At 60.5% G+C, this 20838-nt stretch carries 19 protein-coding genes; 8 read left to right on the forward strand and 11 right to left on the reverse strand.

What is annotated here, in order from left to right; all coding sequences use genetic code 11:
• Positions 1-57: 57 nt before the first annotated feature.
• Complete coding sequence (locus tag HNP33_RS05015; protein ID WP_325064909.1) at positions 58-1164, reverse strand: NAD-dependent epimerase/dehydratase family protein; 1107 nt, start codon at positions 1162-1164, stop codon at positions 58-60.
• A gap of 205 nt (positions 1165-1369) precedes the next feature.
• Between HNP33_RS05015 and HNP33_RS05020 the strand changes: the two genes are divergently transcribed.
• Positions 1370-2428 (forward strand): CDP-6-deoxy-delta-3,4-glucoseen reductase, encoded by a 1059-nt coding sequence (locus HNP33_RS05020; RefSeq protein ID WP_184705928.1) that lies wholly within the window; start codon positions 1370-1372, stop codon positions 2426-2428.
• A gap of 111 nt (positions 2429-2539) precedes the next feature.
• Positions 2540-3508, forward strand: coding sequence for a Bug family tripartite tricarboxylate transporter substrate binding protein (locus tag HNP33_RS05025; protein WP_184705930.1), 969 nt, complete (start codon positions 2540-2542; stop codon positions 3506-3508).
• A 170-nt stretch (positions 3509-3678) separates the two neighbouring features.
• Here the strand turns inward: HNP33_RS05025 and folK are convergent, their stop codons facing one another.
• From folK to hda, 4 genes are read right to left on the reverse strand one after another with little or no spacing between them, the layout of a single operon-like run.
• Positions 3679-4245 carry a 2-amino-4-hydroxy-6-hydroxymethyldihydropteridine diphosphokinase gene (gene folK, locus HNP33_RS05030; RefSeq protein WP_184705932.1) on the reverse strand — a complete coding sequence of 189 codons (567 nt, stop codon included), beginning with the start codon at positions 4243-4245 and terminating at the stop codon, positions 3679-3681.
• Positions 4246-4302: 57 nt separating this feature from the next.
• Positions 4303-5883, reverse strand: a complete 1581-nt coding sequence (gene pcnB, locus HNP33_RS05035) for a polynucleotide adenylyltransferase PcnB (RefSeq protein WP_184705934.1) — start codon at positions 5881-5883, stop codon at positions 4303-4305.
• Complete coding sequence (locus tag HNP33_RS05040; RefSeq protein ID WP_184705936.1) at positions 5880-6578, reverse strand: HAD family hydrolase; 699 nt, start codon at positions 6576-6578, stop codon at positions 5880-5882. The genes pcnB and HNP33_RS05040 overlap by 4 nt, the downstream gene beginning before the upstream one ends.
• A 41-nt stretch (positions 6579-6619) precedes the next feature.
• The gene (gene hda, locus HNP33_RS05045) at positions 6620-7315 is read right to left on the reverse strand and encodes a DnaA regulatory inactivator Hda (protein WP_184705938.1); all 696 of its coding nucleotides are present in this window, start codon (positions 7313-7315) and stop codon (positions 6620-6622) included.
• Positions 7316-7732: 417 nt separating this feature from the next.
• On the opposite strand from hda, the gene purM reads away from it, so the two are divergent.
• Positions 7733-8782, forward strand: a complete 1050-nt coding sequence (gene purM / locus HNP33_RS05050; protein ID WP_184705940.1) for a phosphoribosylformylglycinamidine cyclo-ligase — start codon at positions 7733-7735, stop codon at positions 8780-8782.
• A gap of 141 nt (positions 8783-8923) precedes the next feature.
• Positions 8924-10042, forward strand: coding sequence for an AI-2E family transporter (locus tag HNP33_RS05055; protein WP_184705942.1), 1119 nt, complete (start codon positions 8924-8926; stop codon positions 10040-10042).
• 141 nt (positions 10043-10183) lie between these two features.
• Here the strand turns inward: HNP33_RS05055 and ppk2 are convergent, their stop codons facing one another.
• The 3 genes from ppk2 to murJ form a co-directional block, all read right to left on the reverse strand.
• Positions 10184-11092 (reverse strand): polyphosphate kinase 2, encoded by a 909-nt coding sequence (gene ppk2, locus HNP33_RS05060; protein ID WP_184705944.1) that lies wholly within the window; start codon positions 11090-11092, stop codon positions 10184-10186.
• 230 nt (positions 11093-11322) lie between these two features.
• Complete coding sequence (locus HNP33_RS05065; RefSeq protein WP_184705946.1) at positions 11323-12171, reverse strand: SirB1 family protein; 849 nt, start codon at positions 12169-12171, stop codon at positions 11323-11325.
• 165 nt (positions 12172-12336) lie between these two features.
• The gene (gene murJ / locus HNP33_RS05070; protein WP_184705948.1) at positions 12337-13902 is read right to left on the reverse strand and encodes a murein biosynthesis integral membrane protein MurJ; all 1566 of its coding nucleotides are present in this window, start codon (positions 13900-13902) and stop codon (positions 12337-12339) included.
• A gap of 119 nt (positions 13903-14021) precedes the next feature.
• Between murJ and rpsT the strand changes: the two genes are divergently transcribed.
• The gene (rpsT, locus tag HNP33_RS05075; protein WP_221451995.1) at positions 14022-14318 is read left to right on the forward strand and encodes a 30S ribosomal protein S20; all 297 of its coding nucleotides are present in this window, start codon (positions 14022-14024) and stop codon (positions 14316-14318) included.
• A gap of 245 nt (positions 14319-14563) precedes the next feature.
• Here rpsT and HNP33_RS05080 read toward each other — a convergent pair whose 3' ends face one another.
• On the reverse strand, positions 14564-14899 hold the full coding sequence (locus HNP33_RS05080; protein ID WP_184705950.1) for a DUF3579 domain-containing protein: 336 nt from the start codon (positions 14897-14899) through the stop codon (positions 14564-14566).
• Between the two features lie 401 nt (positions 14900-15300).
• On the opposite strand from HNP33_RS05080, the gene HNP33_RS05085 reads away from it, so the two are divergent.
• On the forward strand, positions 15301-16503 hold the full coding sequence (locus tag HNP33_RS05085; protein ID WP_184705952.1) for an aspartate aminotransferase family protein: 1203 nt from the start codon (positions 15301-15303) through the stop codon (positions 16501-16503).
• A 102-nt stretch (positions 16504-16605) separates the two neighbouring features.
• The gene (gene argF / locus HNP33_RS05090) at positions 16606-17526 is read left to right on the forward strand and encodes an ornithine carbamoyltransferase (protein ID WP_184705954.1); all 921 of its coding nucleotides are present in this window, start codon (positions 16606-16608) and stop codon (positions 17524-17526) included.
• Positions 17527-17698: 172 nt separating this feature from the next.
• On the opposite strand, the gene ahpF is transcribed toward argF, so the two are convergent.
• Together ahpF and ahpC are read right to left on the reverse strand one after the other, a co-directional pair.
• Entirely contained in the window at positions 17699-19255 is a 1557-nt protein-coding gene (gene ahpF / locus HNP33_RS05095) for an alkyl hydroperoxide reductase subunit F (RefSeq protein ID WP_184705956.1), read from the reverse strand.
• 115 nt (positions 19256-19370) lie between these two features.
• Complete coding sequence (gene ahpC, locus HNP33_RS05100) at positions 19371-19952, reverse strand: alkyl hydroperoxide reductase subunit C (RefSeq protein ID WP_184705959.1); 582 nt, start codon at positions 19950-19952, stop codon at positions 19371-19373.
• A 404-nt stretch (positions 19953-20356) separates the two neighbouring features.
• Between ahpC and bfr the strand changes: the two genes are divergently transcribed.
• Positions 20357-20833, forward strand: a complete 477-nt coding sequence (gene bfr / locus HNP33_RS05105; RefSeq protein ID WP_184705961.1) for a bacterioferritin — start codon at positions 20357-20359, stop codon at positions 20831-20833.
• The last annotated feature ends 5 nt before the right edge of the window (positions 20834-20838 follow it).

The raw sequence follows: 20838 nt of genomic DNA on the forward strand, positions 1-20838 counted from the left end.
CAAGAAAATCGATCCCTTATTGATAGCTTATGGCGCTCATCTGTAGAGCGCCATAAGCTATTTTTTTGGTAAATCTTTTGACAGCTGAAACGCTGCCGCCAGGCCTTGCTGCACTGTGGGGTAGCGCAGCTTCAGGCCCAGTTCCGTCTTCATACGCCGGTTGGCCACACGGCGCGATTCGCTCATGAAGCTGAGCAATACGGGGCTCAGTTGCTGCGCCGCTTCCGCCCTGCTGATGCGCGGCGGGCGAGGCAATTGCCACAGGTCAGCAGCCAGATCGAAATAATCGCCCATGCGCAAGGCCGAATCATCTGCCACGTTGGTGGCGCGTTGCGGCTTGCCGCGCCACAGCGCCAGCGCCACAGCACGCGCCAGATCGTCCGCGTGGATGTGGCTGGTGAAAACATCGTCTTCCGCCCGCAATGCGGGGGTGCCCCGCAGCAGACGGGCGACCGGCGTGCCGCCCTCGCGGTCGCCCGCATAGATGCCGGGAATGCGCAACACATGCACCCGCGCGCCGCTGTCCTGAAAGCGCAAAGCCCAGCCTCGCAACTGGCTTTCGGCATCCACCCGCCGCAGCGCACGCGCGGTGGTGGCCCTCAAGGGCCGGGCCTCGTCCACCCAGGCGCCTTGCCAGTCGCCATACACACCACTGGTCGATCCGTACACCAGTGCTGGCGCGCTATTGGCCCGGCGCACCAGGGCTCGCAGCAGGTGGCGGGTGCGCTGATCGAGCACGCTGGCCACAGTCTCGCCTTCTGTCGATGCAATAGCTGCAGGCGGCGCCAGATGCACCACGCGCTGCGCCAACCCTGCCAGCCGGCGCAGACTGGCCGCATCGTCAAGATTGCCCTGCAGCGGCAGAATGCCCTGCGCGCGCAGCGCAGCGCACTTCTCGGGCGACGAGGTGAGCGCCCGTACCAGGGGTAGGCGGTGATGGGGCTGCGCACCTTTTTCTGCTATCAAATCTGGTACATCAGCGCTTATTGATTGAGCGCCACCGGGCAGTTCCATCGAAATCCGGCGCTCCATGGGTCGCCACAAACGGGCCGTGCGCTGGCCCACATCGCCGCAGCCGATGATCAGAACACGCTGTCGCTTGAAGCGCGAGGGTAGCGCACGTGGTACACGCCGCACGCGCTGCGGTTTTTGAATTGAAGGCACAATAAGCTTTTCGGGGGAATAGAAACACGCTCTTACAGTCTGTGCGATGCGGCCCATGACCTCCAATGGCTGCATCCGGCCCGCAGTCTACCGCGTGACGCATGCCACGCATCGGTCCATGCGGTGTGCCGGTACAACATCCCCATGGTTTCAGGTTCGGGCGCTCGTGGGCGCCCTTGTTTTGTGTCGAAGGAATTTTGGTGCGATGAGCTCTTCTCCCAGCGCGTTTCAAATCTCGGTTCTCCCCAGCGGACGCGCATTTGCCACCCAAGCCTCTGAAGCCATCCTGACTGCCGCGATCCGCAGCGGCGTGGGCCTGCCGTACGGTTGCAAGGACGGCGCCTGTAGCTCCTGCAAATGCAAGAAGCTCAGCGGCACCGTGGTCCATGGCCCCCACAGCGACCGCGCGCTGAGCGCCGAGGAAGAAGCAGCAGGCCTGATCCTGCCGTGCTGCGCTGTGCCAACGAGCGATGTGGTGATCGAATCGCGCCATGTCACCGACGAGAGCGCCTTCCCGGTCAAGAAGATGCCGGTGCGCGTGCAGTCGCTCGAACGCCTCTCGCCCGATGTGATCAAGCTGCGCCTGCAATTGCCTGCAGCAGACACCTTCCGCTACCACGCGGGCCAGTACATCGAATTCCTGCTGGCAGGCGGCGCGCGCCGCGCATACTCGATGGCCGTGGCTCCGCACCAGCAGGACACCGGCCCCGGGCTGGAGCTGCACATCCGCCACACCCCCGGCGGCCTCTTCACCGACCACGTGTTTGGCGCGATGAAGGAGCGCGAGATATTGCGCATCGAAGGCCCGTTTGGCAGCTTCTACCTCAATGAAGACAGCGACAAGCCCATGGTGCTGCTCGCGTCGGGCACCGGCTTTGCGCCCATCAAGGCGCTGATTGAGCATTTGCAACACAAGGGCATTACCCGCCCCGCCGTGCTGTACTGGGGTGGCCGCCGACCGCAGGATCTGTACATGAGCGATTGGGTGAACGCCCGCTGCGCCGAAATGCCCGGCCTGCATTACGTGCCGGTGGTATCCAATGCCCTTCCCGAAGACGGCTGGAGTGGCCGCACCGGCTTTGTGCACCAGGCCGTGCTGGACGATTTTGCCGATCTGTCAGGCTACGAGGTGTATGCCTGCGGCGCGCCCATCGTGGTGGACTCGGCGCGTGCGAGCTTTACCGCCCAACGCCAACTGCCCGATGATGCGTTCCATGCTGACTCATTTGTGACCGAAGCAGACAAGCAAAACAAGGCGTTATAAAAAAACCATAGCTGCTAGTGCTTACCCATATTGATTTTCAGAAATAAAATATACTGAAAATCAATACCAACAATAGCCAGTAGCTCTCTTTTTTAAACCGGAAACCACCTTATGCAACGCAGAAACCTCTTGTTGTCGGCCGTGCTGGCCGCATCCACCCTGGCAGCGCCAGGCGCATTTGCAGAACCCGTGATCCGCCTGGTGGTACCTTATGCACCCGGCGGTCCGCTGGATGTGACCTCACGCATCCTGGCCGAGAGGGTTCGGGACCAATTGGGCACCGTGGTGGTGGACAACAAGGCGGGAGCAGGCGGCAATATCGGCGCCGACATCGTCGCAAAGGCAGCGCCCGATGGGCTGACCATTGGCTTGGCCGCCACGGCCACCCATGCCGTCAATCCATGGCTCTACAGCAAGATGCCTTTTGATGCTGGCAAGGATTTTGCCGCGATCACGCAGATGGTGCGTGTGCCCAATGTGCTGGTGATGAACGCCCAGCGTGCGCAAAACCTGGGCATCAGCAACGCAGCCGATCTGATCGCCTATGCCAAGAAGAACCCCGGCAAACTGAACTACGGCAGCGGCGGCAATGGCAGCGCAGGCCATCTGGCAGGCGAAATGATGAAACGCCAGGCAGGTATTTTTGCCGTGCACGTGCCCTACCGGGGCGCCAACCCTGCGCAGCTGGCCCTGTTGTCGGGCGAAGTGGATTTCAACATAGACAATCTCGCCGCAGCATCGGCCAATATCCACAGCGGCAAGCTCAAGGCGCTGGCAGTCACCAGCCTGCACGAGAGCCCCATGCTGCCCGGCGTGCAGCCACTGGCAAACACGCTCAAGGGTTTCGAGATCGATACCTGGTGGGGTCTGGTGGCACCGGCCGGCACGCCTGCCGATGTCATCAACCGCCTGAACAAGGCCTTTACCGATGCGCTGAAAGACCCGGCCACCAAGACCAAATTCTCCGGTCTGATGGCCGAGCCCGTGCCCACTACGCCAGCGCAGTTCGACAAGTTCATGGCGGCCGAGCGCAACAAGTACGAATCCGTGGTGAAGATGTCCGGCGCCAAGGTGGACTGATCGCCACTGCAGCGGGGGAAGGGGAGGATGCTTTCCTCCAGGCTTTCTCCTGGCTGTTGTCACCCATCTGTCCATCCAGGAATGGCGCCGCGGGTTGCATCGAGGGGGGCATCAACAACGCCGCCCACGCACCTCCGGCGCCATTTTGCTGTCTGCGGACTGGATGGATGCTATGCAGGCAGCGCCCAGGCCGGTCCTTCTGCACGCGCCACGCCTTGCTCCAGGAGCGGCTGCAGTTGCGCATCGCTCACCCAGGCAGGCTGCAACTCCTGCAGTGGCAACAGTACAAAGGCGCGCTGCCACATGCGCGGGTGCGGCACCAGCAGATCGGGCAGGTTCACCACCGTCTCGCGGCTGGCGTACAGCAGCAAATCCAGATCAAGGGTGCGCGGTGCATTGCGATAAGGGCGCTCACGACCTGCCGCCTGCTCCAGCTGCTGCAATACCAGGAGCAATGCATGGGCGGGCAGCCGGGTCACCAGCTGGGCCACGGCATTGAGATAATCCGGCCCATCCGAATCCACCGGCTTGCTCGCGTACAGCGACGACACCCGCTCCACCGCCACCCCAGGCGTGGCCGCCAATTGCGCCAGTGCCTGCTGCATCGCCAGGCCACGATCGCCCAGGTTCGCGCCCAGCCCTATCCAGGCGTGGACAGCATGGCCCTCAGCGGGCGCCCAGTCACCATCCGGTTGTTGCTGCACCTGCGCTGCCAGCGGCAATGCAATATCGCTCATGAAAACATGCCTTTGCAAATGCAGGAAAAGCGCTTTTTGCTATTAATTTTATAGCTACTACTCACCTGCACCGCTGCTCTGTCCCGCACCACCTGGCTTGCGGCGGCGGCGGCGGCGTTTTTTGGCGGGCGCATCCAGAGCCTGCCCGTCATCCAAAGCCTGCTGGGCCACGGCCTGCAGCGCGCTGGCGTCAGTGTCCTCCGTCGGCGGCTTGCTCACCGGCTTCTTGCCGCTACGCTTGGCGCCTGCAGTGCCTTTTTGCCGGGCACGCTGCTCTTCGCGCACTTGGGCGATCAGGTCTTCACGGCGTGCCTCGTCGGCCTGCTGGAACTCTTGCCACCAGTTGGCCAGCATCTCGTCCACCTCGCCCACGTCGGCGCGCAGGCGCAGGAAGTCAAAGCCCGCACGGAAACGCACCTGGGCGATCATGCCAAACGGCGTGCTGCCAGTGCGCTTCTCGAAGCGCGGCTGCATGACCCAGATCTCGCGCATGTCGGCAGCCAGCTTGCCGCGGCCCGACACATCACCGATGCGGAGGTTGAAGACTTCGTCAATCGCATCCTGCAAGGCCGGGAACGGGTGTTCACCCCGATCCAGGCGCGCATCCCAGCCCGCCTTCACGTCCTGCCACAGCACGCAGGCCAGCAAAAAGCTCGGTGCCACGCTCTTGCCTTCGCCCACGCGGCGGTCGGTGTCCATCAGCGCAGCCTGCACAAAGGGCAGGTCGGCCCGCTCCACCACCACGTCCAGCAGGGGGTAGATGCCCTTGGCCAGGCCCAGCTTGCGCAGCTGCTCGACCGATGCGAGCGCGTGGCCGGTCTGCAACAGCTTGAGCATCTCGTCGAACATGCGGCTCTGGGGCACTTCCTGCAGCAGTTGCGCGCATTCGACCAGCGGCTTGGCCGTCTTGGGATCGATGGTGAAGCCCTTTTTGCTGAGCTTGGCAGCAAAGCGCACGGCGCGGATGATGCGCACCGGGTCTTCGCGGTAGCGCGTGGTCGGATCGCCAATCATGCGCAACACCAGCTTTTGCGCGTCGCGGATGCCCTTGTGGTAATCCACCACGATCTGCGTCTGCGGGTCGTAGTACATGGCGTTGACGGTGAAGTCTCGGCGCGCCGCATCTTCGTTCTGCGGGCCCCAGACGTTGTCGCGCAACACGCGGCCGCTTTCGTCCACGGCCAGCTTCATGCCCGCAAGAGCGGCCTTGCTGGTTTTTTCGTTGCCCTGCACCTGCTCGGCCTTGGAGCTATCAAGAAAGGCGCGGAAGGTGGTGACTTCGATGACTTCGTTCTCGCGGCCGCGACCGTAGACCACGTGCACGATGCGAAAGCGCCGCCCAATGATGAAGGCGCGGCGGAACAGGTTCTTGACCTGCTCGGGCGTGGCGTTGGTGGCCACGTCAAAATCCTTGGGGCGCAGGCCCAGCAGCAGATCGCGTACGGCGCCGCCGACGATATAGGCCTCGAACCCTGCTTCCTTCAAGGTGCTGCAGACATCGATAGCGCGCCGGTCCACCAGCTTGGGATCGATATGGTGCACCTCGACAGGCACTTCCTCGCGCTTGCCAAACGGGTTTTTGGCCTTGCCAGCGCCAGCGCTCTTGCCCAGCAGTTTGTCAATGATGTTCTTGATCATGCATGGGGCTCCAGCAAATCCAGGATGCGCCAGCCGCGCTCGGCAGCCAGCTTGCGCAGGCGTTCATCGGGGTTGGTGGCAACGGGGGTATTGACCTTCTCCAGCAGCGGCACATCGTTCATCGAATCGCTGTAGAACGTGCTGTCCACCGCGTCCCAGGAGAGGCCGCGTTCTGCCAGCCAGTCGTCCATGCGGGTGACCTTGCCTGCGCGCATGGTGGGCACGCCGGTGATTTCGCCGGTGATCCAGCCCGAGGCGTCACGCTCCAGATTGACTGCCAGCAAGTGCTCCACGCCCAGCGCCTTGGCAATCGGGCGGGTCACGAACTCGTTGGTGGCAGTGACGATGACGATGGTGTCGCCCGCATCACGGTGCTGCTGCAGCAACGCGCGCGCCGCAGCCTGGATATGGGGCTCGATCACCTCCTGCATGAACACGGCGTGCGCGGCATCGGCTGCATCGCGGCCCAGCTTGCGGATGGCCTCGGTGGCAAAGCGCACGTATTCGTGGATGTCGAGCGTGCCTTTCTGGTAATCAGCAAAGAATGCGGCATTGCGGCTGCCGAACTCTTCTTTGTCGCACCAGCCTTTGCGCAGGGTGAACTCGCCCCACTCGTAATCGGAATCGAGTGGCAGCAGGGTGTGGTCCAGGTCAAAAAGCGCGAGCCGTGGCTTGGCAGCGGCAGTGGTATTCATCAAATCTTCTCGATTCTTCTCGGTTGGGCTTGGAGCCGGAATCACTCCGTCTCCAGCATGTCTTTGAGCAGCGGGATCGTCAAAGCCCGCTTGTTGCGCAACGCAAAATTGTCCAGATGGTCCAGCAGCTGCATCAGGCTGCCCAGGTCGCGCGAAAAACGCTTGAGCATATAGTCCATCACATCGTCCGGCAATGTCAGGCCGCGCTGCTGTGCCTCGTCCTTGAGCACGCCACGGCGTTGCTCCTCGGTCAGCAGGTGCAGCTGGTAAATCTCGCCCCAGCCCAGCCGGGTGCGCAAATCGTCACGCAGCTTCAGATCCGAAGGCGGCGCATCGCCTGCCGCCAGCACCCAGCGCCGCGCGCCAGTGGCCGGACTGGTGGCATTCACAAACCAGTTGAATGCCGCCGCCTGCTGGACAGAGTTGTAAAAATGCACCTCGTCCAGAATCACCGCCGACCAGCGCTCGTTGAACGCACTGGGAAAGCGGGTATTCGCATCCAGCCAGCCCACTGTGGCACCTTGCTCGCGCAAGGCTTCAGCCACGGCGCGCAGCAGGTAGGTCTTGCCCACGCCCATCTCGCCCCACAGGTAAGTGGGCACTGGCGAACGGGGAGTCCCCCACCCGTCACCCACCTGCAGGCGCAGATGCTCCAGCGCCGCCTGGTTCGAGCCAGGGAAAAACCGCTGCAGGTTGGGCCCGGGGGCCAGGCCCAGATCCAGCGCCATCTGCTTCATGCCAGGCCCCCCGCACGGATGGCCGCGCCGCGCGACGCAAGAATGCGGGCGCGCAGGACATGGATCAAGACGGATGGGACACGCATGGGCTGCGTACGGATGGGCGATAGGGGTTGATAAATGAGCGACCACTTACATGCAAAACAGCCAGGCGGGATCGGCCATTGGCAGCACGGCCCGCGCCCTTCACATAGATGCAATGCATGCAAACTCGTTGATTTTAGACGGACATAGAGCCCTGGCGGCGCAAATGCCGTATTCATCCTGGCTGGGCACTGCAATCCGAGCCCCGGGAACATGTTCACGGCCTCTGCCACAGACATTCTCCCCCCTCGGGTATACAGGGCGTCATAGAATCGCAGCTTGTGGCCAGCCCGCGGCGGTTGTGCTCCGCTTTTTTGCCCTTGTATTGCCTCCATGAGCTCTTCTACTACCTCTACCCCTCTCTCGTACAAAGATGCCGGCGTTGATATCGACGCGGGCGACGCGCTGGTGGAGCGCATCAAGCCCCTGGCCAAAAAGACCATGCGCGAAGGCGTGATGGCTGGCATCGGCGGTTTTGGCGCCTTGTTCGAGGTGCCCAAGCGCTACAAGGAGCCCGTGCTGGTCTCCGGCACCGATGGCGTGGGCACCAAGCTCAAGCTCGCCTTTGAGTGGAACATGCACGACACCGTGGGCATCGACCTGGTGGCCATGAGCGTGAACGACGTCCTGGTGCAAGGCGCCGAGCCGCTGTTCTTCCTGGATTACTTTGCCTGCGGCAAGCTCCATGTGGACACCGCCGCCGCCGTGGTGGGCGGCATTGCCAAGGGCTGTGAGCTGTCGGGCTGCGCGCTGATTGGCGGCGAAACTGCCGAAATGCCCGGCATGTACCCTGATGGCGAATACGACCTGGCAGGCTTTGCCGTAGGCGCCGTCGAGAAAAGCAAGATTCTGACCGGCCAGAACGTGCAGGCAGGCGATGTGGTGCTGGGTCTGGCCTCGCACGGCGTGCACTCCAACGGCTTCTCGCTGGTGCGCAAGTGCATCGAGCGCGCCGAAAGCCAGGGCAATGTGCCCGCTACGCTGGACGGCAAACCTTTCAAGCAGGCCATCATGGAGCCCACGCGCCTGTATGTGAAGAACGTGCTGAGCGTGCTGGCCGAGCAGCCCATCAAGGCACTGGCCCATATTACCGGCGGCGGCTTGCTGGAAAACATTCCGCGCGTGCTGCCCGAAGGGCTGGGCGCGCATCTGGTCAAGGGCAGCTGGCCCCAGACGGAACTGTTTGCCTGGCTGCAGAAGACTGCGGGTATTGACGATATCGAAATGAACCGCACCTTCAACAATGGCATTGGCATGGTGGTGGTCGTGCCCGCCGACAGCGCCGAAGCCATCAAGAGCGCCTTTGCCGTACTTGGTGAACAAGTGTGGACGATTGGCAGCATTGGCCCACGCGGCAGCGACGCAGCTGTTACGGTGCGCTAAGAACGTGTTTATGATCTCCTCGCGCAGCGTAGAGATCGTAAACACGCTCTAAGCTCATTCCACCTGCTGGCACCCCACCGGGTTGCCATGTCAGGCAGCGCTGGCCCTGCAGGCCAGCCTGCTTTTTGACTGATTGCCGCCATGCGTCCAGATTCTGCAACACCATCACCCAGCCCTTCGGCGGGCAATCCACCCGCAGGCGGTGTTGCCGATGCGCCGCAACCCTGGCGGCCACCACCCGTGCACTGGGGAGTGCGCCTGGCTTCCTACCTGCTGATGGGCTTTGCCCTGCTCATCATCATGCTCAATGGGCTGCTGGTGGGTCTTCTGGCGGCATGCGTCGGCTATACCTTCACCCAGTTTCTGGTACGCAAGCTTGCTGATGCGAGCCGCCAGCCTCTGTCACTGAACGTGGCGCCGCCCCGCTGGATCGAGTATCTGGCCGTGACCATCGTGCTCGTGGTGCCGATTGTTCTGGTCACGCTGGGCCTGATCCACTCGCAGGGTTATCTGCTCAACGCCCCGCAGCAGTACCGCGATATTCTGGAATCCATGGCCAAGACCTTGCTCGATCTGCGCAGCAAGCTGCCACCCGAGCTGGCCAATGTGCTGCCCGATGGCGCGCAGGAGCTGCAACAGCGCGCGGCCGAGTACCTGGGTACCAAGGCGGGCACCATTGCAAACATGGGCCGCTCCTGGCTCGCCGGGCTTTTGTATGTTTTTGTCGGCTTGCTGATTGGCTCGCTGGCAGCGGTGCGCCACGGCCGCCTGTCCCACGCACCGCTGGCCTACCAGCTGCAATTGCGGGTGCAACGCTTTGGTGACGCCTTTCGCCAGATTGTGGCTGCGCAGTTCTGGATTGCGCTGTTCAACACCGTGCTGACCGCCGTTTTCCTGCTCGGCATCCTGCCTCTGCTCGACATGCGCCTACCCTACAGCGGTGCGCTCATCATGCTGACTTTCTTTGGCGGCCTGATTCCCATCGTCGGCAACCTGGTGTGCAACGCCGTCATCACGACCGTCGGCCTGTCGGTATCGCCACTGACGGCGGTGGCATGCCTCGCGTTTCTGGTGCTGATCCACAAGGCCGAATACCTGATCAACGCCAAAGTGGTAGGCGCAAAAACGCATATGGGCGTATGGGAACTTCTGTCCGTGATGTTCGTGGCCGAAGCCATCTTCGGCCCCGCCGGCCTTGTGGCTGCCCCGCTGTTTTATGCCTATCTGAAGAAAGAACTATTTGCCGCGCGGCTGATATAGACCTTTAGCCACAAAATAGATAGCAGATCATTCACAAAAAACGCCTCGGAAAACCGAGGCGTTTTGCTTGAACGCAGTAATACCTGGAAGCCAGCCACCGATCAGCAGACGGCTTGCACAGCGTTGGCGCTGGCTCTGGCCTCAGTAGATTTCTGGCACGTACATGGAAGCGGGCACCGGCTGGCGGCTGTAATCCGGGTGACGCACACGATCGGGCAGCACCACATTTTCGTGATCCACATCGGTATACGGAATCTGGCTCAGGAAATGCGCGATACAGTTCAGACGCGCCGTCTTCTTGTCGTCGGCATGCACCAGCCACCACGGAGCCTCGGGGATGTGTGTGCGCTCCAGCATCACCTCCTTGGCCTTGGTGTACTCTTCCCAGCGCACGCGGCTTTGCAGATCCATGGGCGAGAGCTTCCACTGCTTGAGCGGATCATGGATACGCCCCAGAAAGCGCAGGTGCTGCTCCTCGTCGCTGATCGAAAACCAGTATTTGACAAGGCGAATGCCTGAGCGCACCAGCATCTTTTCAAACTCGGGCACCGAACGGAAAAACTCTTCGTACTGCTCGCTGGTGCAAAAGCCCATGACCTTCTCGACACCCGCCCGGTTGTACCAGCTGCGGTCGAACAGCACCACTTCGCCAGCAGCAGGCAGATGCGCCACGTAACGCTGAAAATACCACTGCGTACGCTCGCGGTCATTTGGCGCGGGCAAGGCAGCCACCCGCACTACGCGCGGATTCAGGCGCTGGGTGATCCGCTTGATGACTCCGCCCTTGCCTGCGGCATCGCGCCCTTCGAACAACACCACCACCTTCTGGCCCGTGTGCTGCACCCAGTCCTGCAGCTTGACGAGTTCGCCCTGCAGGCGCAGCAACTCACGAAAGTACTTGTATTCGGTCTCACTCAGGCTTGCAGCAAAAGGCGCCCCCAGCAGGCCGTCCTCCATCTCCAGCTCCAAGGATTCGTCGTAATCGTCCATCACGTCGCGCGCAATTTTGTGCATGACATCTTCGGGCGAAATTCCAAAACGGTCTTTCATAGCAACTCTTCCTCAAAAAGTGCCGCTAACATCCCCGCCGAACCATCGTCTGCAGACAGGCCTCGCAAAAGCCGGCCACGCCGATACACGGCCTGCCACCAGGACCGCATGGTCTGGCGCCACCTCATCCACCCCTCGGTGGATTCGGTAGTGCTAGCGCCTCAGAGCACTATATTGCCGCCTGTGTATGACGAAACAGTGACAATTACATGTCAAACAGCTGATGTTTGTTACATGCGTTGTAAATCCAGCAGAGCCGCACGGATCTGCGCCGCATCATCGGGTGCTCCAGTCTGGTTGAGGTACTGCTGCAGGTCTTCGCGCGCCCGGTCATGCACCCCTAGTTCTGCATATGCCAAGCCCCGGTCACGCAGCTCCGTCCACTCGGTGGGCTGCAGCAGCACCAGGCGGTTCTGCACCTCGATCAGCTTGGCCCAGGCCTTGTCGCTGCGGTAGATCTCCTTGAGGTTGGCCAGCATGCGCACGATGATGTCGCGCGATGTTGCTGCCTGCAGGTAAAGCCCCAGGGGAACATCATCCTCGTCGACACGGTGATACGCCTTTTGCATGGGCTCCAGCATTTCGGCCAGCATGGAACTGGAGAACGACTGCCCCGACAGCGGATCGAGCACGATCTGTCCCTCTGCAACACTGACCTTGAGCAGGAAGTGACCCGGAAAACAGATGCCGTGCGCCGGCAGTTGCAGCTCGGAGGCCAGCTCCAACCAGATCACCGCCAGGGACACCGGAATGCCGCGTCTGCGATGCAGCACCGCATTGAGGCAGCTGTTGTCGGGGGCATAGAAATCATTGGGATTGCCCTGAAATCCCCAGTCGGCATAGAAGCGGTGGTTGAGCACCTTCAGGCGCGTGAGTGCACTGCGGCTGTGGGCATCACGGCTTTCGCGCAACTGGCTGAGCAGCTGGTCCACCTCGTTGACCACCTGCTGAATGTCAAGCTGCGGATATTCGATGCAGGCAATGGCCGCTGCAGCCTCCAGCAGCGGAAAGTTGTCATCGCTTTGTACCAGCGACGCGAAATGCTCCAACGGGGTGGGGATCGAAAAGCTGAAGTCCATATGCATCCCTGCTGCAGCGCTCCGGCAACAACGCTGGTGCAATCACCACGTTCTGGCGCTTCTGCAGCGCTGCTTGCGCCATAGCTTCAATGTATAGCATCGTGCGGGCACATCCGGGCGACAACTGTCACCAACTGTTGTGAATGTGCCTATCAGTTGCCTGCCTCAGCGGCGCAGCAGGCTGCGCAGCTTCATGCCCGACAACGCAAGCACACCAAAGTACAGTCCCACGGAGCCTGACAGCCACAGCACCAGCCAGCCGACACGCTTGAGCCGTTCGCTGCCCAGCGCCACCCAGTCGAGCGTATGCGATCCCCACAGCAAAAAGATGGTCAGCAGGCCGGTCGCCAGCCCCACGCGGGCAAAAAAGATGAGCCACCCCGGCTGGGGCTTGAAGCTGCCGCGACGCAGCAAGCCGATCAACAGCCACAGCGCATTCACGATCGCCCCCAGGCCAATCGACAGCGCAAGACCTGCATGTGCAAAACTAGGTACCAGCACCACATTCAGCAACTGGGTGATCACCAGCACGCAAATGGCAATCTTGACCGGCGTGCGGATATCCTGGCTCGCATAAAAGCCTGGTGCCAACACCTTGATGGCCACCATAGCCAGCAGCCCTACTCCATAGCCTTGCAATGCCAGCGCAATCTGCCCCACATCCGATCCCTTGAGCGCGCCATAGTGGAACAGCACTGCCACCAAGGGCTTGGCAAAAGCCAGCAAGGCTGCAGCACATGGCACTGCCAGCAGTACCACCATGCGCAGACCCCAATCCAGCATCGCGCCATAGCGCGCATCGTCTCCCGCCGCCTTGGCCGATGCCAACTGGGGCGTCAGCACCACACCCAATGCCACGCCCAGCAACGCGGTGGGAAACTCCATCAGCCGGTCGGCATAGAACAGCCAGGTCACGCTGCCCGTTGCCATGTAAGACGCAATCTGCGTATTGATCATCAGCGAGATCTGCGCCACCCCCACACCCAGCAGCGCAGGCGCCATCAGCGTCAGAATGCGGCGCACGCCAGCATCTGCCCATGCCGCCCTGATGGCCGACGGCCTGAAGGCAATGCGCGGCACCATGGCTATGCGCCGCAGCGCCGGAAACTGGATGGCCAACTGCAGCACGCCCCCCAGCATCACCCCCGCCGCCATGGCATAGATGGGCTCCATGCCGCGCGCGCGCAGCCAGGGCGCCAGCAACAGAGCAGCCACAATCATGCTGACATTGAGCAGCACTGGCGTGAATGCCGGCACGACAAAGCGCTTCCAGGTATTGAGCACGCCAGCGGCCAATGCCACCAGCGACATGAAGCCGATGTAGGGAAACATCCATCGCGTCATCAGCACGGCTGCGTCATAGCTGTGGGCATTCTGGCGCAGGCCACTCGCCAGCAGCCATACCAGGGCCGGTGCAGCCACGACACCCACCACACAGGTCACCGCCAGAATCCAGAACAGTACCGTTGCCACACTTTGCACCAGGGTGCGCGTGCGCTCCTCGCCTTCCTTGGCCAGGGTGGTGGCCAGCACTGGCACAAAGGCCTGGCTGAAGGCCCCTTCCGCAAACAATCGCCTGAACAGGTTGGGAATGCGGAAGGCCACATTGAAAGCGTCTGTCAGCGCGCTGGCACCGAACATGGTGGCCATCAGCAGGTCGCGGGCAAGGCCTGTCACACGCGAGAGCAGCGTGAACAGGGAGACGGTGGAGGCGGCTTTGAACAGAGACACCCGCGAAGTGTAGCCGTGCCCAGCCAAGGGATTGGACTGGCGCCTGGATTTCTGTGTAAATTGCCGCTATAATCGCCGGTTCACTGACAACATCCGCAGACTTTTAAGGATAAATCATCATGGCATCCAAGCCAGTCAAGAAGAACCCCCGTTTGGCATCCGGCCGCAAGCGCGCCCGCCAGAACGTCAAGCTGAACGCCGCCAACACCTCGCTGCGTTCGAAGTACCGCACCGCTATCAAGAACGTGGAAAAGGCTGTTGCCGCTGGCGACAAGACCAAGGCCACCGAACTGTTTGCAAAGGCCCAGTCCGTGCTGGATACGATTGCCGACAAGGGCATCTTCCACAAGAACAAGGCCGCTCGCGATAAGAGCCGCATTGCTGCCAAGGTGAAAGCCCTGGCATTGGCCGCCTAATTCACTTAGGCAATCGCACGGGCAGATCACCTGCCCGCCGTTTGTAAACGGGTGCGCTGTCAGTAGTAAAAAAGCCGTCGCAAGACGGCTTTTTTACGTTGTTGCAGCACCAAAATAGGTTCTGGTTCGCACTGGCATTCATTCAAGCGTTCAAAATTAGTAGCACGCTTGGCAATACCTTTGCCAACAGGCAGGCTGGTCTGCCTTACCAATGGCGCGCATCCCCAAAAAAGAAGGCCTGAGAATCAGGCCTTGGTTGCGGGAGCGGGTGCCGATGCATCCGGGATCAGACAGGCATCGGTCGTCTGCAGATCGTTGTCGCGGGCAAAATTCATCACAAAGTCCCAAGCCATCGGCTCATGGGCCTGCAACTCGCGCTTGACCACCACGCACTTGGCGCCGTTCATCGTGGTGGGAATGCACCAGGGCGAATAACCCAGGTGGCTACCAGGGCGCATGCCGCCCGGGCGAAACTGGCTCATCACCCCAGCCAGGCGCTCCGCCCAGTCGCTGGGGCGAAATGTCTTTCCACCCTGGGTAATGCCCAAAATGAAAACCTCTTGAGATGACGGAGAAACCATGTGACGGAAACCTCTGATAACGGCCTTCCAGGAGGATCACTGCCCGAGGCCAAACCGTTATTTTAACTCTTATATAAGAGATAAGTGCGCAGGGCCTATAACTTGAAAACATCATCAAATGCGCTCAATGCATAGTTTTGCCCAATATCCATGCAACACCGCGTGCAAAGCGAGCTGCTGATGCTGAAATGGGCACAGCACTACACGCCTGGCTTGAAACATATGGGGCATATCAACGCAAAGCGTATACCGCCCCACAAAATGACTTGCGCAATGCAGTGATGCACATTCTTCACTAGTGATGTATTGCCCAGCACCTAGAATGGCCCTTCCACCTGATGCTCAGCCAACTCTAGCGGGTATCTGTGGAGTTTTTATTTACTTTTTTGTGGAGATTTCCCATGAACGACATCGTCAAGCCTGCAGAGCCCCATGTGATGACTACCTATGGCCGCGTGCCAGTCGCACTGGAGCGAGGCCAGGGCGTGCGTGTGTGGGATGTCAATGGCAAGGAATATCTCGATGCGCTGGGTGGCATTGCCGTCAACACGCTGGGGCACAACCATGCCAAGCTGGTGGCGGCCCTGCACGACCAGATGACCAAGCTGATCCACACCAGCAATTACTACTATGTGCCTGGCCAGGAAAAGCTGGCCGCCCTGCTGGTAGAGCGTTCGAAGATGACCAACGCCTTCTTCTGCTCCACCGGCCTGGAAGCCAACGAGGCAGCGATCAAGATTGCCCGCAAGTATGGCGTGGACAAGGGCATCGAAAAGCCGGTCATCGTGGTTTTTGACCACGCCTTCCACGGCCGCTCCATTGCCACGATGAGCGCCACCGCCAACCCCAAGGTGCGCAATGGCTTTGGCCCGCTGCTCGACGGCTTTCTGCGCGTGCCGGCCAATGATTTTGTGGCATTGAAGGAAGCAACCGAAGGCAACCCCAACATCGTCGCCGTGATGATGGAGCCCATCCAGGGCGAAGGCGGTCTGCACCCCATGCGCGCCGACTTCATGAAGCAGGTGCGCGAGCTTTGCGACGCTCAGGACTGGCTGTTTGTGGTGGACGAAATCCAGGCCGGCATGGGCCGCACCGGCAAATGGTTTGCCCACCAGTGGGCTGGCATCGTGCCTGATGTGATGTCACTGGCCAAGGGCCTGGGCTCGGGCGTGCCGATCGGTGCAGTCGTGGCGGGCCCCAAGGCAGCCAAGGTGTTCCAGCCCGGCAACCATGGCACAACGTTTGGCGGCAACCCCCTGGCGATGCGTGCTGGTGTCGAAACCATCCGCATCATGGAAGAAGAGAAGCTGCTGGACAATGCCACCAAAGTGGGCGATTACCTGAAAGCCGCGCTGAACAAGGCGTTTGCGGGCACGGAGGGCTTCGTCGAGGTGCGCGGACAGGGCCTGATGATTGGTGTGGAGCTGAACAAGCCCTGCGGCGAGCTGATCGCCCGTGGAGCGCAAGAGGCAGGCCTGCTGTTCAGCGTGACTGCCGACACCGTGATCCGCCTCGTGCCTTCGCTCATCCTGACGGAAGCGGAAGCCGACGAAATCGTCGCCAGGCTGGCCCCGTTGGTCAAGGCATTCCTGGCTGGCAAATAAACCACGGCTTATGCAAATTCGGATCAAGCCTGCAGCCTGCCAATAGGAAAGCCCGCTGCGCATCCTTGTTTGCATAAGCTCTACCGACAAAACCCGAGCGTTATGAAACATTACCTGCAATTCCAAGACTTCACGGCCGACGAGTATGAATACCTGTTCAAGCGTGCTGCGCTGATCAAGCAGAAGTTCAAGGGCTACGTTACCCACCACACGCTGGCCGACCGCACGCTGGCCATGATCTTTGAAAAGGCCAGCACGCGCACGCGCGTGAGCTTTGAGGCGGGCATGTACCAGCTGGGTGGCTCCGTGGTGCACCTCACCACCGGCGACAGCCAGCTGGGCCGCGCCGAGCCCATCGAGGACAGCGCGCGCGTCATCAGCCGCATGACCGATCTGGTGATGATCCGCACCTTCGGCCAGGAAAAGATCGAGCGCTTTGCCGCGCACTCGCGCGTGCCGGTGATCAACGGCCTGACCAACGAGTTCCACCCCTGCCAGATCCTGGCCGACATCTTCACCTTCATCGAGCACCGCGGCTCCATCCAGGGCAAGACGGTGGCCTGGGTGGGTGACGGCAACAACATGGCCAATACCTGGTTGCAGGCAGCCAATCTGCTGGGCTTCAAGGTACATGTCAGCACGCCAAGCGGCTACGAGATCGATGAAAAACTGGCCTTCAGTGGCCGTCCATATAACAAGGATTGCTACAAAATCTTTGGCAACCCGATGGATGCCTGCAAGGATGCAGACCTCGTCACCACCGATGTGTGGACCAGCATGGGCTACGAGGAAGAGAACGAGAAGCGCATGAAGGCCTTTGCCGACTGGTGCGTGGACCAGGAGATGATGGCGGTTGCCAAGAAGGACGCCCTCTTCATGCATTGCCTGCCCGCGCACCGTGGCGAGGAAGTGCAGGCCGACGTGATCGACGGCCCGCAGTCTGTCGTCTGGGACGAAGCCGAAAACCGCATGCACGTGCAAAAGGCGCTGATGGAATACCTGCTCATTGGCAAGCAGGGCTGATCGGCATTCCGCCATTGCCGCAAACGGCCTTCGGGCCGTTTTTTGTGGGCCAAGCCAAGAGACGGGATCGGCAAAAAAAGAGGACTGCCAAGCAGTCCTCTTTTTATTCGGTCAGTATCATTTTTATAGCTACTTGCGCTTGACAGTCAAGCATCTGTAGCTAATTTCCACTTCAGTGTCGGATCAAGTGATCGAAGGCAGACAGCGCCGCCGTGGCACCCGCGCCTGCGGCAATGATGATCTGCTTGAACGGTACGTTCGTGCAATCACCGGCAGCAAACACGCCCGGCAGATTGGTTTCGCCCTTGGCATTGATCTCGATCTCGCCAAAGCGCGTCAGGCCCACCGTGCCCTTGAGCCAGTCGGTGTTGGGCAGCAGACCGATCTGCACAAAGATACCTTCGAGCGCAACCTGCTTGATCTCGTCGTTGGTACGGTCCTTGTACGTGAGGCCGGTCACCTTTTTGCCGTCGCCGTTCACCTCCGTGGTCTGCGCATTCAAAATCACCTTGACGTTCGGCAAGGTTGCCAGCTTCTTCTGCAGCACGGCATCGGCCTTCAGTTCTGCAGCAAACTCCAGCACCGTGACGCTCTTGACGACACCGGCCAGGTCGATGGCTGCTTCAATGCCCGAATTGCCGCCGCCGATCACGGCCACATCCTTGCCCTTGAACAGCGGACCGTCGCAGTGCGGGCAGTACGTCACGCCCTTGGTGCGGTACTTGTCTTCGCCAGGCACGTTCATGTTGCGCCAGCGCGCGCCGGTCGAGAGGATCACGGTCTTGGCCTTGAGCTTGGCGCCCGATTCCGTCTCGATCTCGATCAAGCCGCCTTCTTGCGCAGCAGGCGTGAGGCGCTTGGCGGTCTGCAAGGCCATGATGTCCACCTCGTAGTCGCGGATATGGTTTTCCATCGCCGCAGACAGCTTGGGGCCTTCGGTCTTGCTCACCGAGATGAAATTCTCGATGTCCACGGTATCGAGCATCTGGCCGCCAATGCGGTCAGCAGCCATGCCGGTGCGGATGCCTTTGCGGGCGGCATAGATGGCCGCAGCCGCGCCAGCGGGGCCACCGCCCACCACCAGCACATCAAAGGCTTCCTTGGCAGATATCTTGGCGGCTTCGCGTGCCGCAGCGCCCGTGTCCACCTTGGCAACGATCTCGGCCAGCTCCATGCGGCCCTGGCCAAAGCGCTCGCCATTAACAAAAACGGTAGGCACCGCCATCACTTCACGCGCTTCCACTTCCTTCTGGAAGATGCCGCCGTCGATCGCAGTGTGCGTGATCTTGGGGTTGAGCACCGCCATCAGGTTCAGTGCCTGCACCACGTCCGGGCAGTTATGGCACGACAGCGAGTAATAGGTCTCGAAGTGCAGCGGCGTATCGATGTTCCTGACCTGCTCCAGCAGATCGGCTGATTCCTTCGATGGGTGGCCGCCCACCTGCAGCAATGCCAGCACCAGCGAGGTGAATTCATGGCCCAGAGGCACGCCGGCAAAACGCACGCCGGTATCCACGCCTGGGTTGGTGATCAGAAATGAAGGCCTGCGCTCGTCGCCATCCTTCTTCTCGACCACGGTGATCTTGTCATTGAGTTCCTTGATGTCCGCGAGCAACTCGCGCACTTCCTGCGACTTTTCGTCATCGCCCAAGGCCGCCACCAGCTCGACGGGCTTGGTCAGACGCTCCAAGTACGCTTTCAGTTGTGCTTTCATGGTGTTGTCGAGCATGGATCTTCCTTTTGACTTTGTAACGACTGAATTTTCTAGTTTTTGAAAAAACAAAGCCCGGGCGCCAGGCACCCGGGCGTCTATAGCTACTTATTTTGCAGCGGTGCGAGATCGATCAGATCTTGCCGACCAGGTCCAGCGAAGGAGCCAGGGTCTTCTCGCCTTCTTTCCACTTGGCAGGGCACACTTCACCTGGGTGAGCAGCGGTGTACTGGGCAGCCTTGAGCTTGCGCAGGGTTTCCGACACGTCACGGGCGATTTCGTTGGAGTGGATTTCCATGGTCTTGATCACGCCATCAGGGTTGATCACGAAGGTGCCGCGCAGCGCCAGACCTTCTTCTGGAATGTGCACGCCAAAGGCGTTGGTCAGCTGGTGCGTAGGATCGCCAACCAGTGGGAACTGGGCCTTGCCTACAGCGTCGGAGGTTTCATGCCACACCTTGTGCGAGAAGTGCGTGTCGGTGGTGACGATATAAACCTCTGCGCCAGCCTTCTGGAACTCGGCGTAGTTGTTGGCTGCGTCTTCAATTTCGGTAGGGCAGTTGAAGGTGAAAGCGGCCGGCATGAAGATCACCACGGACCACTTGCCCTTCAGGTCGGCTTCGGTCACGTCGATAAACTCGCCCTTGGCGGCGCCAGCGCGCTGCACGAAAGCAGTGGTCTTGAAGGGTTGGACTTGCGTATTGATCAGGGACATTGCTGTTTCCTTCTAGTGGTAAAAATTGCTTGACAGGAGTTAGTGTAGGAAAATACGCAGAATTAATCCAGTCAATTAAATTGATCGTTTTAATTTGCAAAAGCTATTTTCAGAAACCTGACCTGTCGTACTTTCTCAATGGGGACTTTTGCCGAATTTGCAAGGCTGCACAGCAAATTGCATGTCACCTCTGCAAGTTAGCACAGCCATGTGACAACAGCCTTGCTTCTCGACAAGGCCGCATCATGCAGGTGCAGACATGCACTGTCAAATGCGAACACAACTCAACCTTAAACGCAGCCAGAACGCGGCCGCGGGGATTAGGCGCTGGCCTGTTTGGCGCATCGCCGATTCGCCCCGACAATAGACCCATCGACCACTGACACACCGAGAAGGAGCCCACCATGAAAGGCGACCCCAAGGCCATCGGCTTTTTGCAAGCCCAGCTGAAAAACGAACTCACCGCCATCAACCAGTACTTTCTGCACTACCGCATGTACAAGCACTGGGGCCTCGACAAGCTGGCCAAGAAGGAATATGAGGAATCCATCGGTGAGATGAAGCACGCCGACTGGCTGATGGACCGCATCTTCATGCTCGACGGACTGCCCAATCTGCAGGACCTGGGCAAACTGCAGATCGGCGAAGACGTGCCAGAGGCGCTCGCATGCGATCTGCGCCTGGAGCAAGGCGCGCAAGCCACCATCAAGGACGGCATCGCCCACTGCGAAAGCGTGCGCGACTATGTCTCGCGCGATCTGCTGCAAAAGATTCTGGACGACACCGAAGAGCACATCGACTTTCTCGAAACCCAGCTGGATCTGATCGACAAGGTCGGCACACAGAACTACCTGCAGTCGATGATGGGCGAGCTGGAATAAGCCCA

The sequence above is a fragment of the Comamonas odontotermitis genome, from assembly GCF_014207855.1.
Lineage (GTDB): Bacteria > Pseudomonadota > Gammaproteobacteria > Burkholderiales > Burkholderiaceae_C > Comamonas > Comamonas odontotermitis_A.